This window comes from Pseudonocardia hispaniensis, from assembly GCF_042658695.1.
GTDB lineage: Bacteria > Actinomycetota > Actinomycetes > Mycobacteriales > Pseudonocardiaceae > Pseudonocardia > Pseudonocardia hispaniensis.
In genome coordinates this window covers 59,498-73,934 of the sequence record NZ_JBHSQW010000030.1, presented here as the reverse complement: position 1 = coordinate 73,934, position 14,437 = coordinate 59,498, and the positions used below count along the sequence as shown (strand labels likewise).

Sequence of the window (14,437 nt, the reverse complement as noted above, 5' to 3'; positions counted from 1 at the left end):
GACTACATGCCCCCGATCGAACGGGAAATGCTGTACGCTACGGCCATCGCCCAACAGGGTGCGGTGGCCTGAACCTCAGCCTCTCGCAGACCCAGGACGGTTCAGTACTTCGTCAGCGACGTCCGCGACTGGCTCAGCCAACAGCGTGGCTTCGAGCAAGTCGGCGCGGCCGGCGAAGCGAGGTGATCTGACATGGGTAGGCCACGAACGCCTATCGGCACCTTCGGTGAGATCCACTTCGAGAAGACCCCGTCGGGTCAGGTTCGTGCCCGGGCGTGCTACCGCGACGACGGCTAGGTCCGCCGGGTCTCGGCCGTCGGCTCGACGCAGAAGACGGCAGAGCGCAATCTCAAGGAGCAACTCGGCAATCGCACAAGCCGGACGAACTACAACGAGGTCACCCCGGACAGTTCGTTCAAGCAACTCGTCGACTTGTAGCTCGACGTCCTCGACCTGACCGGGAAGCTGGCCGAGAGCACACGCGCTCTGTACGAGCGAAACATGCGTCAGCTCGTGCTCCCGGTGTTCGAGCATGACGCGCTGAGGGAGATCACGGTCGGGCGCGTCGACCGCTTCCTCAAGGCTCTGGCAGCGGGTAAGAGCTACAGCACCGCGAAGCAGGCCAAGACCGTGCTCAGCCTCGCGTTCGGGCTGGCGGTTCGGTACGACGCGCTGCGGGAGAACCCGGTGCGGGACACGGCAAAGCTGCACAAGCCGCCGTCGCAGGCCAAGGCGCTCACCATCGAAGACATCGAGGTGATCCGTCAGGCGGCTCGTAATGGCGTCGGGAGGCGGGCTTCGCCGGTCCACCGCCGGACGGTCAGTTGGAGCAGATCATCGAGGTGCTGCTCGGCACGTCGGCTCGCATCGGCGAGGTGCTCGCGATCCGGAAGTGCGATGTCCGATGTGACTGTGTCCCCGGCGACCGTGCGCATCTGCGGAACCATCGTGTCCCCGAAGGGCAAGCCCACTCATCGTCAGCACCATCCCAAGACGCAGAAGTCGACCCGGACCGTGTCCGTGCCGCCCTTTGTTGCTGAGGTGCCCTGCCAGCGCCTCGTGCTGATCGCGGAGGAAGACTCGGAGCACCTGATCTTCTTCAGCCGCAACCACACTCCGCTGACGACGGACAACATCCGCCGTCGCCTGCGGGCGGTGCTGGAGGACGTCGAGATCGAGGGCGTCACCCCGCACTCCTTCCGCCGGACAGTGGCGACATTTCTGGACAGGGCCAGTGGTCCGGACCTCGCAGCCGAGATGCTCGGACACAGTTCGACGAAGATCACCAAGGAGCACTACATCCAGCCCGACGAGCGGGTCGACCCGGTCACGGCAGACATCTTGGAGGCTCTGGCTCCCCGGAGGGAGGTGCCCACGATGCCGTCTGACCACGAGGAAGCTGCAGAAGACCAAGCAGAGATCACGGCCCTACCAGCGCGTAATGAAATGCATTACGATAGTCGTGTGTTCGAGCGCGTCGACTGGTCGAAGCGCGGCGAGTACATGCAACGCAAGCACGGCATCACGCCACAGGTCGCGGACGACGCGCTTGGCGATCCAAACCGGATCGTCATCGACCCCGACTACAACAGCACAAGCGGCGAGAGTGTCCGAATCATCGGCTTCTCGACCATCGCCGACGACATCGTCGCGGTCATCGTGCTTCAGCACGAGGGAACCGAGTACGGCGTCAACGGGTGGTCAGCCAACGAGAAGGACCGCCGCATCTACAACGAAGGCAGCTACGCCGGCGAGGAAGGAGAAGCCCCATGAGCAAGAAGATCGAGGACCTGCTCGCCGCAGAGGCCAAGGCGGCCGAGGAGGCCGAGGCTACAAGCGACCCGAATGAGCCGTTGCCGGACCACGTCAAGGTCACACGCGGACATCCGCGCGCACGCAACCTCCAGGTCCGTTTCCGCGAGGACGAGTTTGACGAGCTGACGCAGTACGCCGAACAGCGCGGCCTCCCGGTCTCGACAGTCGTCCGATCCCTGGTGCTCCAGGCGATCGCTCCCGCCGACGACCTCAAGTCCGCACTCGACAAGCTGGAGACCGACCTCGCTGCCGTGCGGCGTAAGGCCCTCAGCGCCTGACCACCGACAGGTTCAGCTTGTGGCACTCGCGGCATTCACTCTCAAAGGCACCCGGTACGAGCTGTCCAGCGACGTTGCGGAGGCAAGGTTGGCTGGAGTGGTGCCGGAGCCCCTCCGCGAGCACGCCGTTCAGGTCAACGGGGTCTGGTTTCCCGTGAAGCAAGCCTTCGAGGTCGCCGTGGGCGTGCCACGCTCGGAGTTCATCTCCCACACGGCACGCCCGACACTTGGCAATGCTGGGCTGCTCACCGCGCTGGACCACGCGCTACGCTCTCGCAACCTGCGCCCTGGTCAGTTGATCCACCACAGCGACAAGGGCGCCCAGTACACCGCGCTGCGGTTCACCCAGCGCCTCCTCGACGCCGGGGTGGCGCCCTCGACCGGCAGCACCGGGGACAGCTTCGACAACGCCCTGGCCGAGAACCTATGGTCCACGATCAAGGTCGAGCTCGTGTACTGGCCGGGGCCACGTTCGCCACCCGCGCCGAGGCCGAGCACGCCCTGGTCCGCTACATCGACGGCTGGTACAACCCGCGCCGCATCCAAGCCGGCCTCGGCGGGCTGTCCCCGGACGAGTACGAGGACAACTATCGTCGCGCCCAGCGCGACGCCGACAGCTAACCCGAACTCCGGGAAACCGGGGGAAGCTCAGACGACAAGTTCGTCTGGCCGAGCGACCTCGACCCCGCCACCTGGGGCGAGTTCCGTCCCAACGACAGCACCGTCGAGCGGCCCTTTACCGAGATCAGTCCCGTCGAGATCGCCAACGCCATGCGCCTCCTGGAGAGCGGCACACCCGGCATCAGCGACGCCGAGCTCGACGCCGCCACGCTCCAGACGTTCGGTCGCAAACGCAAGACCAAGCAGTTTGTCGCCCACCTCGCGCGGGCCAGATCAGTGCTGCAAGCAAGGATGCACAGGAACACGCACTGACGAGCACCAGCGGGTAGGTGGTCCACCTTATCCAGAGGTCGCAGGTTCGAATCCTGCCCCCGCTACCAGTTGCAGCAGGGCCGATCTCATACGAGATCGGCCCTGCTGCTTGATCGCCTGCTGGCGGCAGCGACGGTCGGCTCGGTCCCGCCGGGTCTCGGCCCTCACGCGCGACGGCGGCCGGGCGTGCGTGCTCCCGGGTGAAATGCGGGCGAGGGCCGCCCCCGGGCACTGGATTGATTTCAGCGGCTGCGTCACACTCCGGCGGGTGCCGACGAGTTCGGACTCCGAGCGCACGCTGCGCGGAGGTGCGCCATGTGTGTCGCGCCCGCGGGTGGCGGAGCTGTTCGCGGTGCACGACCACCCCCGCGCCGACCCGGAGCCGATCATCGGTCCTGTTCGCGCGACTCTCGGCGAAGGCTCCCATCAGGAGGTAGTCGACGCGCGGCGCGCTGATGGCCGTGGGTCCGGCGCAGCGCGGCCAACCGGAGGCGTGCGTGGCACGCGACGAGTTGCGGGTGGGGGACGACCACGACCAGGTCGTCGGTCGGTCGCGCGGTGCAGCCAGCTATCAGGAACCAGCAGCGAGACAGGAGATGGACCGCCGTGTCCGACAGCCACAGCGAGAGCGAGAACCCGGTAATCCCCTCGCCGACTCCCAAGCCGCATCGGCCCATGACGAACCAGGATTGGTGGCCGAACCAGCTGAACCTGCAAGTTCTCCACCGGCGCTCGCCGCTGTCCAATCCGATGGGCGAGGGCTTCAACTACGCAGAGGAGTTCACCACACTCGACGTCGAAGCGTTGAAACGGGACATCTTCGAGTTGATGAAAACATCGCAGGACTGGTGGCCGGCCGACTACGGCCACTACGGACCGTTCTTCATCCGGATGAGCTGGCATGCCGCGGGCACGTACCGCATCGAGGACGGTCGCGGCGGCGGCGGCGAAGGCGCTCAGCGCTTCGCGCCGCTGAACAGCTGGCCCGACAATGCGAGCCTGGACAAGGCACGCCGGTTGCTCTGGCCGATAAAACAGAAGTACGGCCGCAAGATCTCCTGGGCCGATCTGATCATCTTCGCCGGTAACTGTGCCTACGAGTCGATGGGTTTCAGGACCTTCGGCTTCGGCTTCGGGCGTGAGGACATCTGGGAGCCCGACGAGATCTTCTGGGGGCCCGAGGACACGTGGCTCGGTGACGAGCGTTACAGCGGCGACCGGGAGCTCGCCGCTCCTTTCGGTGCGGTGCAGATGGGCCTGATCTACGTGAACCCGGAGGGGCCGAACGGCAATCCGGACCCACTGGCAGCGGCCCGGGACATCCGCGAGACCTTCCGCCGCATGGCCATGAACGACGAGGAAACGGCAGCGCTGATCATCGGCGGGCACACGGTCGGTAAGACCCATGGCGCGGCTGGTGCCGAGTACGTCGGACCGGAGCCCGAGGGTGCCCCGGTCGAGCAGCAGGGTCTCGGCTGGCGAAACACCTTCGGTACCGGCGCGGGCCCCGACGCGATCACCAGCGGCCTGGAGGGCGCATGGACCGACGAGCCGACGAAGTGGGACAACGGGTATCTGGACAATCTGTACAAGTACGACTGGGAGCTGACCACGAGTCCCGCCGGGGCCAAGCAGTCGGTTCCCACGAATCCCGAGGCCCAGGGCACGGTGCCGGATGCGCACGATCCGTCGAAGCGGCGCGCACCGATCATGCTGACGACGGATCTCGCGCTGAAACTGGACCCGGTCTACGGGCCGATCACGAAACGATTCCACGAGAATCCGGAGCAGTTGGAAGAGGCGTTCGGCAAAGCCTGGTACAAGCTGCTGCACCGCGATATGGGGCCCGTCTCGCGCTATCTCGGCCCGTGGGTCCCGGAGCCACAGCTCTGGCAGGACCCCGTCCCGGCGGTGGACCACGAGCTGGTGGACACCGACGACATCGCCACCCTCAAGAGCCGGATCCTCGACTCGGGGCTGTCGGTCGCCCAGCTCGTCGCCACCGCGTGGGCCTCGGCCGCGAGCTTCCGCTGCACCGATAAGCGCGGCGGGGCCAACGGTGCACGGATTCGGCTTGCACCGCAGAAGGACTGGGAGGTCAACAACCCGGCCGAACTGTCCGCGGTGCTGCAAGTCCTCGAGCGGATCCAGCGGGACTTCAACAGCGCGCAGTCCGGCGGGAAGAAGATCTCGATCGCCGACCTGATCGTCCTGGGCGGGTGCGCGGGGGTCGAGCAGGCCGCCAGGAACGCCGGACACGACATCCAGGTGCCCTTCACGCCGGGACGCACGGATGCCTCGCAGGAACAGACCGACGAGGACTCCTTCGCCGTGCTCGAACCGACCGCGGACGGGTTCCGCAACTATCTGCGACCAGGGGAGAAGCTGCCGCCAGAGACCCGGCTCCTGGATCGGGCCAACCTGCTGATGCTGACCGCTCCTGAGATGACGGTCCTGGTCGGCGGCATGCGGGCCCTGAGCGCCAACGTCGGGCACTCCGAGCATGGCGTCTTCACCGACCGGCCCGAGACGTTGACCAACGACGTCTTCGTGAACCTGCTCGACATGAGCACGGAGTGGAAGGCCTCCGAGACGGCGGAGAACGTGTACGAGGGTCGGGATCGCGCCACCGGCGAACTCAGGTGGACCGCGACCGCCGTTGACCTCGTCTTCGGTTCCAACTCCGTGCTGCGGGCACTCGCGGAGGTCTACGCGTGCGCCGACGCGAAGGAGAAGTTCGTGCGCGATTTCGTGGCCGCATGGGACAAGGTCATGAACCTCGACCGGTTCGACCTCGTCCGGTCCCGATGATCACAAAGCGGAGTCTGCCTCCGCCGCGCCCGCTGCGGTGATCAGCCCGTACTGGCCGTCGAAGCGGCGGTACAGCACCGCGCCCCGTCCCGTCCGCCCGTCGCCGAAGAACTGGAACGGCATCTCCGTCTCGTCCAGCCGAGCCACCGCCTGGGTGGGCGTCAGCCACGGCACCGGGTACACATTGATCGTCAACGGCACCCGGGTCGGCGCGGCGGGTGGCGCGACACCGATCAGCCGGGCCAGTCGGTAGCCGGTGGGGCCGACCCGGTAGATGACGCTGTCCTGGCCGCTGTCGGCGTCGACGAACAGGTGGAAGTCGTAGTCCATCACATCCATGAACAGCGCAGCCTGGTCCGGGGCACAGCGCGCCAACGCGTAGGACTTCGTGCGCACGATGCGACGCGGGACCGTCGCGCCCGGCGCCGGGAGGAGGCGCGGCCCGCCGGGCGGCGGCCATGGCCTGCCGGTGTCCGGGCTGCGCAGCCGGGCGATCTGCTCGGTCAGCCGGCTGCGCAGCAGGCGACCGGCCTCGGTGAAGAACGCGCCCGCCACCTGCGCCCGGACCGGATGACCGTCGACCTCGAGATTCGTCTGGACGAGGGCCGACCACGGCAGGTTTCGACGCTGCAACGCCCCGAGCCTGACCCGCATCGACTCCAGTCGCTCGGGTACCCGGCGCGCGAATCGCTCCAGCTGTCGGAGCACGTACTCCCGCGAGCTGTCCAACACCTCACCGTGGGTCGCCACCGCAACACCGGCCAGACTCACTCGACGCTTCACCTGCCAGCCTCCAGCACGTTCGCATGGTCGAACTCGCGGAAGTGTCGGCGGGCGCGATCCTCACCGGCCAGGGTCCAAAGGCCTGGCGCGAGCGTCGGCCGGGCGCTCGGCGCCCGCGTGTCGGCACCGCGCAGGACCCGGTTCACCAGCCCATTTCGGCATCGATCCGCTGTCCGATCATCGGCGCCATCGACGCCGTATAGCTCGCGCTGACGTGGTTGGAGTCCATGTAGACCAGCACGTTCCCCACCTCGGCCGGGCAGAACCGGTCGTCGCAGAGCAGGTCGGAAAAGTCGAGGAACCGCACATTCGCCGGAACCTGGGGGAGCAGCGCATACGGCGGGACCGGCGCGAGGACCTCGTCCCTGGCCACCCCGCACTCCTGGGCGCCCCGGCCGAGCTGCTGGAGGCACTCGGGCGGGGAATGGTCGAAGCGCGGGTTGTCCCGCACCGCGAGCACCGGGATGCCCAGGTCGTTCATCCGCCGCCACTGCTCGACGAAACCCGGCGGGGTCTGCTCGGTCAGTCCGGCCCGGACGTCCCGGGTGGCGAGCGTGAACACCGCGTCCGGTCGCAGATGGGCGATCTCCTCGGCCGCCGCCTCGTTCCAGGCGACGCAGTCCTGGTCCTCGGGATCGACCTCCGACGCGGTGGAGAAAGGGCAGGCGCCACGGGCGATCGAGGTGAGCTGCCAGCCACGCTCCTCGGCGATCGGGATCAACGCGGCCGCGTACTGCTGGGCGTGTGAGTCACCGACCAGCACGATCCGCCGCGTCGGTGACTCGACGGGCTGATCGCACCGGTCCAGGGCCGGAAACGCCGGCAGCGGGGTGCATTCCCAGTCGTCCATCCGCGCCCAGTCCTCGGCGACGGCGACCATGGGCGGTAGGGCCGAAACCTCGGGCGCTCCCGAGTAGCTGAAGTCGGCGAGCAGGGCGCTCGCTCCCGGGTGGTCCGGGCCGCCGATGACGGCCACCGGGCCGGCGCGCACGACCGCCACGAACTGCCACACCCCGGCGGCCATCAGGACGACGATCAGACTGACCGCACCCACGCGGTACTGCCCACCCACGCCGAGCCGGGCGCGGCGGACCGGCTCCTCGACGAGGTGGTAGGTGAGCATGGCCAGCACCAGCGAGCCCGCGATGATCAGCGCGCCGCCTCCGAGCCCCACCGTCTCCCGGTCAGCGGCCACCAGGACGAACAGCAGCAAAGGCCAGTGCCACAGATACAGCGAATAGCTGATGTCGCCCAGATAGCGCATGGTCCGGGTGCTGAGGAAGCGGTCGGCTCCGTGCCGGCAGCCGGTTGCCCCGGCGAGCAGGACCAGCCCGGCACAGACCGTGGGCCACAGGGCGGCGTAACCGGGGAACACGCTCCCGACCTGCAGCACCATCCCGCAGCTCAGCAGGCCGAGGACCCCGACCCAGCCGAGCACCACCCGAAGCCGCGGGGCGAGCACGATCGCGTCGATGCCGAGCGCGAGCAGCCCGCCGAGCGCGAACTCCCAGACGCGGGTGAGCGAGTGGAAGTAGGCCAGTGGCTGGTTCGTGATCGTCAGTGCGACCGAGAACACCAGGGACGCGACGAACACTCCGAGCAGCGTCAGGGTGAGGTGGCTGCGCAGCCGCTGTCGCCCACGGCCCGCAACCATGGCCACGAGCGCCACCAGCAACGGCCACACCACATAGAACTGCACCTGGATGGACAGCGACCAGAAGTGCTGGACCACGCTCGCGGTGTTGTGCTGGGCCGCGTAGTCGACGGCGTCGGCGGTCAGCCGCCAGTTCTCCAGGAAGACCGCGGAGGCGACGATCTCGCGTACCGTCTGCAGCCACCGTGCCTCGGGCAGCAGCAGGGCTCCGGCGATCGCGGTCGCGAGCAGGACCGTCGCCGCCGCCGGGAGCAGCCGGGCGATCTGCCGGCCCCACATCGGGCGAAACTGGATCGGGCCGCGCTGCGCCGCCCGGAACAGCTGGCCGGTGATGAGAAAACCCGAGATCAGGAAGAAGACGTCGACACCACCGGAGACCCGGTTGAACCACACGTGGTAGACGACGACGAGCGCCACGGCGAGTGCGCGCAGGCCCTGCAGTTCTGGACGGAACCGCCGTGCCGCCTGCTCGTCGGTCGTCCGGATGCGGACCACGGATCGGACATGGTTCATCCGGTGTCGGTCCTCCGGTCGTTCCCGGGCCGCCGCTCAGTTGGCCGGTCGGCGGATGATCGGCTGGTAGCGGGGACGACCGGTGTCCCCCCGGCAGATGATGACATGAATCGATCACAGAGGGTTCATCGAGGGGTGACGCAGGGCGTCGCGGCGCCCGATGGCAGGGCCCTGTCAGTACCCGATGTAGCCACCAGCGGCGTTGCTGCGGCCGCCCGCGCGGACCGTGTTGATCCCATAGGTGGCGATCATGTAGCGGACCCCCGCGGTGATGTTCGCGATCGGGTCGGTGATCGGCCGGTCGGCGAGGCTGGGGTGCACGAACTTCCGGTACGTCGACGGAATCGTCTGCATCAGCCCCTGCGAGGGTGTGCCGCGCCGCGCGTTCGAGTCCCAGAGGTTGATCGCCTTCGGGTTGCCGCCCGACTCGGCCATGATGATCTTCTTGACGCCCCCGGACAGCGACTGCGGCAGCTCCATGATCCGCAGTGCCTCGGCGATCCACCCGTCCACGCCGCCGTTGGCGATGATGGCGTCGATGCGGGCCCGCTCGGCCTGCTGGGCGTGCAGTTGGGCGAGCTCGTCGGCGAGCCTGCCGGCCTTGTCGAGGGAGGCCAATGCCTCCACGGCCGAGGTCGCTGTCTCGGTGTCGGCGGTGTCGACGACGAGGCTGACCGGCGATACGTGCCCGACGTTCGTGACGGGTCCGGGACCGCTGCCCATGGGGAGGTGCTGCGCGCTCGTGGCGAGGGCCGCGGGTCCGATCTCGGCTGCGTCGGCGACGTCCGGGCCGTTCATCGGCGCGGGGAGCACCACGGCGAAGGCGCCGGTCGTGACGACGCCGAACACGGCGCCGATGGCCGCGGTGCTCGTCCCGATGCTGCGTTGCGGTGACAGGCCGACGACGACCTGCCGATCGACAGCCCGGTGCCGGGGGGTGGTCCGGTTCGGGGCCCGGACCACAGGCACGCGTCTGCCGCTGGGGGAGCGGTGACCTGCCAACATCTGTCCTTCCGCACTCAGCCGATCCGCGAGTGGACAGCCCGGTCGGGGGTCCGGTGAGCCGGTGGGGAGTCCGGCTCGGCGCCTACTCGTAATCGGATCGTGACAACTGCCGAGGCAGGCTACGGAAGGTGAACGCGCTGCACCAAGCGAGTCGCCGGCGTGTCGTCGCTGCTCAACGGCCGTCCACCGGTCAGTCGGGTACCGCGGCGAGAGCCGGTCGTGCGCCGAGCGGTCACTTAATGCGACCGGCGGTTGTTGTCGCAGGAAGGGTCGGGTCTGGCGACCGGGCCCGCCACAACCCGCTGTGTGTATGCGCGCCCACGTCCGATGCCCGCTGCGCAGGACGAGCGCGCGGCCGGGGCCCGTGGCTGCGCATGCCCTACTCTCGAATCTGGAGTGAGGTTCAGGTCAAGGGGGAGACGTGGACGCGAGGGACCTACTCACCATCGGCGAGGTCGTCGAGCGCAGCGGCTTTCCGCATTCGGCGCTGCGCTACTACGAGCGGGAGGGCCTGGTGAGCGCCACTCGCACCGCCGGTGGGCAGCGCCGGTACGAGCGTGGGGTGCTGCGCAGGCTGGCGTTCATCCGCGCGGCGCGGGCCATCGGGGTGGGCCTCGGCGATGTGCGAGAGGCGCTGGATCGGCTGCCCGCGGGTCGGACACCGACCAGGGGGGACTGGAGCAGGCTCTCGCGGTTCTGGCGCGGCAGGCTCGACGAACAGATCGAGGCGCTGGTGGCGCTGCGCGACGGACTGGACTCCTGTATCGGCTGCGGCTGCCTGTCGCTGGCGCGCTGCCGACTGATGAACCCGGACGACCGGGCCGCCGTGCAGGGCGATGGCGCTCGGCTGCTGCCGCCCGCGCTGCGCCGTCCGGCGCCCGTGAGCGGCACGTAGCGTCGGAGCGGCACCTGCCGCAGTGGATGCGGACACGGTCCGGTCCTCGCCCGGCTGGCTATGGTGCGGTTGTGACCGATGGGCTGCTGAGGGCGATCGACCGCTGGCTCACGCTGGAAGGACTCGACAACGTCCGCGATCTCGGTGGGCTGCCGCTCGCCGGTGGCGGTGTCACCCGGACCGGGGTGCTGCTGCGCAGCGCATCGCTACATTTCCTCACCCCGGGCGATGTGACCCAGCTGCTCGAGGTGTTCGGCCTTTCGCTGGTGCTCGACCTGCGGACGGCCGCGGAGATCGACCGGGACGGCCCGACGCCGGTCGCCCGGGCGGGCGTCGAGACGATCGCGTTGACGTTTCTCCCGGACGAGGGCCGCACCCTGCCGGAGACCGGTGACGACGCCGATCCGTTGCTGCGTCACTACCTCGGCTACCTCGCCGACCGCCCCGACAACGTCGTCGAGGCCATCCGCATGCTCGCCGCCCCGGACACCGGTCCCGCGCTCGTGCACTGCGCCGCGGGCAAGGACCGCACCGGGGTGCTCGTCGCCCTCGTGCTCGACACGGTCGGGGTGCGGCGGGAGGCCGTGATCGAGGACTACGCGCTCTCCGCCGAACGGGTCGAGGCGATGTTCCGGCGTTGGACAAAGGCCAGCGGCACCGAGATGCCCGCCGACCTCACCCCGCACCTGCCGCGCCCCGAGGTGATGGAGAACGTGCTCGCCACCCTGGACCGGGACCACGGCGGTGCCGCGGGCTGGCTGCGCGCACACGGCCTCGACGACCCGTCGATCGATCGGCTGCGGCTGCGCCTGACGTGACCCCGCCGGTCACGGCAACTCCTCGATGATGACCGAGCCGTCGAGCTTGCGCAGCGCGCCGGGATCGCCGGTGACCGCGGGCCAGCCGCGTCGCCGGGCCGACGCGGCGACCTGACCGGCCACGATGTCGTCGTGCCCGGACGCGGCCATCAGCAGCCCGGACTCCTGGGCCGCGGCCGGGCCCAGTTCGTCGATGACCGTGATGGGCAGCCCGAGCAGGACCTGCAGGGCGGGATGCTGTTCGGGGTCGAGCAGCGCCCAGGCGCGGCCCAGCGCCGCGCTCGGGATCGCGAGTACGAGGTTCTCCTCGACGGCCGCCCAGACCAGGGCGCGCATGTAGACGGGCCGTCCGGTGGCGAACGCCGCCAGCGCCGTCGCGTCGAGGACTCTTCCGCCGATCACGCCGACTCAGCCGACGGCCGCGGGCGGAACCAGCCGCAGCGATCGCCGCGCCGCGTCCAGCTCGTCCGGAGGGGGCGGTCCGCCGTAGAGGTCGGCGAGGGTCGCCAGGGAGCGGTCCCTGGTCTGCCGGGCGGCGACCGCCTCGGCCACGTAGGCCGACAGGCTCGCCGCACATCCCCACCGTACCGCGTCCCGGGCCTTGGCCACGAGTTCGGCAGGCAGAGTAACGGTCACCCGTTCGCTGCGCATACCGTGAGGCTACCGGGTGCATACCCGGTGTCAGCGGGCACGGCGTAGGCGACACGTTACTCGCGGGTATGCCAAGGTGGGTGGGCAGGCGCACGTGGGGCCGACCAGCGCACGAGGGGGCCGTGATGGACCTGACCTTCACCGAGGCCGAAGAGGACTTCCGCACGCAGCTGCGCTCGTGGCTGCGGGCGAACATCCCCGAGGAGTGGAAGCGGCCCGGCTTCTGGGAGTCGCTCGACGACGACGAGAGCTTCCGGTTACGCCGCGACTGGGAACGGGACAAGGCGCTCGCCGGATTCGCCGGAATCCAGTGGCCGACCGAGTACGGCGGACGCGGCGGCACGCCCGGCATGAAGGCCATCTATGACGAGGAGATGGTGCTGGCCCGCGCACCGCGTACCGTCAACCCGCTCGGCCTGACCTTCCTTGCGCCCACCGTGATGGCCATCGGTACCGATGCGCAGCGCAAGGAGATCATCGGCCCCCTGCTGCGCAACGAGGTCATCTGGTGCCAAGGCTTCTCCGAGCCCGGTGCGGGCTCCGACCTCGCCGCGCTCACCACCCGGGGGACGCGCGACGGCGAGGAGTTCATCGTCAACGGCCAGAAGGTCTGGACCACCAACGCCGGGTACGGGGACAAGATCTTCGCCCTCGTCCGCACCGAACCGGGCAGCACCCGGCACCGCGGGATCTCCATGCTGCTCATCGACATGCACCAACCCGGGGTCGAGGCGCGCCCGCTGCGGCAGCTGAGCGGCGCCAGCGAGTTCGGCGAGGTCTTCTTCACCGACGCGCGGGTGCCCGTCAGCGACTGTCTCGGGGAGATCGGCGAGGGCTGGCGCACCGCGATGCTGCTGTTGTCGTTCGAGCGTGGCGCGTCGGGGATCGCGCAGTACACCGAGTTCCGCAGGCACTACGACGAGATCGTGGCCGTTGCCAAGCGGCTGGGGCGCGACCGCGACCCGCTGATCCGTGACCGGCTTGCCCGGGTGCTCACCGAGCTGGAGTGCCTGCGGCTGCACGCCATGCACGTGCTCACCAAGGTCGAGCAGGGTCACGATCTCGGAAGCGAGTCGTCCATGACGAAACTGCAGTGGTCGGAGACCTTCCAGGACCTGTGGGAGGTCTTCGACGACATTCTCGGCGAGGAGGCCACGCTCGAGTCGATCGACGGGCTCGACCTTCGGCCGATGCACGCGGAGTCGATGTGGTCCCGGTCGGTGACGATCTGGGGCGGGTCCTCACAGGTCCAACGCAACATCACCGCCGAGCGCGTGCTCGGCCTGCCGCGCTGATCGAAGGGATCGACATGTACTTCGCTCTCACCGATGACCAGCGCGAGTTCGACACCGCCGTGCGCGGCTATCTCGCCGAGCGGTTCGACCTGGCGGCGGTGCGCGCCGAGTTCGAGGACGCGGTCGCGGCCGAGCCGGTGGGCGAGGGTCACCCGGAGTCGCTGTGGAAGGCCGCGGCCGAGCAGGGCTGGGTGGCGGTGCTGGTCCCGGAGGCATACGAGGGGCTCGGACTGGGCCTGGTCGAGGCGCAGGTGATCGCCAGGGCGCTCGGCGCCGGGGTGGTTCCCGGGCCGTGGCGGGGCACGGTGCTGGCCGGCGAGGCGATCAGGTTCGCCGGTTCGGACGAGCAGCAGGCCGAGTGGCTGCCGCGGGTGGCGTCCGGGGAGGTGGTCGGTGCGCTGGCGTTGCGCGGTTCGGCGCCCGGGACGATCCCGGCGGTGGAGTACGGCCGGATCGCCGACGTCGTGGTGGTCCGGTCGGGGGCGGGCCTCGCGCTCGTCGAGCGGCCGGGGGCGCACGCGACGCCGCAGCGCTCCTACGACGGGACGACCCGCCTGGCCTCGCTCGATGTGAGGGACGCCGGCGCGGCGCTGCCCAGGGCGAACGAGGCGGCGATCGCCGAGCTGACCGCGCGGGCGAGGGTGCTCGTCGCGGCCGACCTGGTCGGTGTCGCCCGGGAGGCGCTGTCCCGCACGGTGGCCTACGACCGGGAGCGGATGCAGTTCGGCGTCCCGGTCGGGTCGTTCCAGGCGATCAAGCACGCGCTGGCCGACCTGCACGTCGGGGTGACCATGGCCGAGCACGCGGTGCTGTACGCGGCGTATGCGGTCGAGACCGGACTGCCCGACCGCGAGCTCGCGGTCGCCGTGGCCAAGGCGAAGGCAGGTGACGTGGCCCTGCAGGCGACCGGCGCGATGATCCAGTACCACGGCGGTATCGGTTACACCTGGGAGCACGAGGCACATCTGTTCTACAAGCGGGCCAAA

At 69.3% G+C, this 14,437-nt stretch carries 15 protein-coding genes; 9 read left to right on the top strand and 6 right to left on the bottom strand.

The features are described 5' to 3' along the window. Positions 1-501 precede the first annotated feature (501 nt). Both ACFQE5_RS14240 and ACFQE5_RS14235 read left to right on the top strand, forming a co-directional pair. Complete coding sequence (locus ACFQE5_RS14240) at positions 502-1,773, top strand: tyrosine-type recombinase/integrase (RefSeq protein ID WP_379585389.1); 1,272 nt, start codon at positions 502-504, stop codon at positions 1,771-1,773. Continuing rightward, entirely contained in the window at positions 1,770-2,093 is a 324-nt protein-coding gene (locus ACFQE5_RS14235) for a hypothetical protein (RefSeq protein WP_379585388.1), read from the top strand. Before ACFQE5_RS14240 ends, ACFQE5_RS14235 begins: the two co-directional genes overlap by 4 nt. Positions 2,094-2,384: 291 nt before the next feature. Here ACFQE5_RS14235 and ACFQE5_RS14230 read toward each other — a convergent pair whose 3' ends face one another. Then, positions 2,385-2,528, bottom strand: a complete 144-nt coding sequence (locus ACFQE5_RS14230) for a hypothetical protein (RefSeq protein ID WP_379585387.1) — start codon at positions 2,526-2,528, stop codon at positions 2,385-2,387. On the opposite strand from ACFQE5_RS14230, the gene ACFQE5_RS14225 reads away from it, so the two are divergent. The 3 genes from ACFQE5_RS14225 to katG all read left to right on the top strand — a co-directional run bounded on the left by ACFQE5_RS14225 (position 2,520) and on the right by katG (position 5,837). Continuing rightward, positions 2,520-2,714, top strand: a complete 195-nt coding sequence (locus ACFQE5_RS14225) for an IS3 family transposase (RefSeq protein WP_379585386.1) — start codon at positions 2,520-2,522, stop codon at positions 2,712-2,714. The two genes, ACFQE5_RS14230 and ACFQE5_RS14225, sit on opposite strands and share 9 nt — an antisense overlap. A gap of 150 nt (positions 2,715-2,864) precedes the next feature. Continuing rightward, positions 2,865-3,026, top strand: a complete 162-nt coding sequence (locus tag ACFQE5_RS14220) for a hypothetical protein (protein ID WP_379585385.1) — start codon at positions 2,865-2,867, stop codon at positions 3,024-3,026. 558 nt (positions 3,027-3,584) lie between these two features. Continuing rightward, the gene (gene katG, locus ACFQE5_RS14215) at positions 3,585-5,837 is read left to right on the top strand and encodes a catalase/peroxidase HPI (protein WP_379585384.1); all 2,253 of its coding nucleotides are present in this window, start codon (positions 3,585-3,587) and stop codon (positions 5,835-5,837) included. On the opposite strand, the gene ACFQE5_RS14210 is transcribed toward katG, so the two are convergent. The 3 genes from ACFQE5_RS14210 to ACFQE5_RS14200 form a co-directional block, all read right to left on the bottom strand. Further along, entirely contained in the window at positions 5,838-6,608 is a 771-nt protein-coding gene (locus ACFQE5_RS14210) for a sigma 54 modulation/S30EA ribosomal C-terminal domain-containing protein (RefSeq protein ID WP_379585383.1), read from the bottom strand. It abuts the gene before it with no gap. 154 nt (positions 6,609-6,762) lie between these two features. Then, the gene (locus ACFQE5_RS14205; RefSeq protein WP_379585382.1) at positions 6,763-8,787 is read right to left on the bottom strand and encodes an acyltransferase family protein; all 2,025 of its coding nucleotides are present in this window, start codon (positions 8,785-8,787) and stop codon (positions 6,763-6,765) included. Positions 8,788-8,961: 174 nt separating this feature from the next. Then, on the bottom strand, positions 8,962-9,756 hold the full coding sequence (locus ACFQE5_RS14200) for a transglycosylase SLT domain-containing protein (RefSeq protein WP_379585381.1): 795 nt from the start codon (positions 9,754-9,756) through the stop codon (positions 8,962-8,964). A gap of 457 nt (positions 9,757-10,213) precedes the next feature. Between ACFQE5_RS14200 and soxR the strand changes: the two genes are divergently transcribed. Beyond that, positions 10,214-10,687 (top strand): redox-sensitive transcriptional activator SoxR, encoded by a 474-nt coding sequence (gene soxR, locus ACFQE5_RS14195; protein WP_379585380.1) that lies wholly within the window; start codon positions 10,214-10,216, stop codon positions 10,685-10,687. 71 nt (positions 10,688-10,758) lie between these two features. After that, entirely contained in the window at positions 10,759-11,505 is a 747-nt protein-coding gene (locus tag ACFQE5_RS14190) for a tyrosine-protein phosphatase (protein WP_379585379.1), read from the top strand. Between the two features lie 9 nt (positions 11,506-11,514). Here ACFQE5_RS14190 and ACFQE5_RS14185 read toward each other — a convergent pair whose 3' ends face one another. Together ACFQE5_RS14185 and ACFQE5_RS14180 are read right to left on the bottom strand one after the other, a co-directional pair. Next, positions 11,515-11,907 (bottom strand): hypothetical protein, encoded by a 393-nt coding sequence (locus ACFQE5_RS14185; protein ID WP_379585378.1) that lies wholly within the window; start codon positions 11,905-11,907, stop codon positions 11,515-11,517. Positions 11,908-11,913: 6 nt separating this feature from the next. After that, positions 11,914-12,156, bottom strand: coding sequence for a hypothetical protein (locus ACFQE5_RS14180; RefSeq protein ID WP_379585377.1), 243 nt, complete (start codon positions 12,154-12,156; stop codon positions 11,914-11,916). 125 nt (positions 12,157-12,281) lie between these two features. On the opposite strand from ACFQE5_RS14180, the gene ACFQE5_RS14175 reads away from it, so the two are divergent. Continuing rightward, positions 12,282-13,451 (top strand): acyl-CoA dehydrogenase family protein, encoded by a 1,170-nt coding sequence (locus tag ACFQE5_RS14175; RefSeq protein ID WP_379585376.1) that lies wholly within the window; start codon positions 12,282-12,284, stop codon positions 13,449-13,451. A 14-nt stretch (positions 13,452-13,465) separates the two neighbouring features. Then, the coding region (locus ACFQE5_RS14170) for an acyl-CoA dehydrogenase family protein (protein ID WP_379585375.1) at positions 13,466-14,437 on the top strand (972 nt) is incomplete at its 3' end.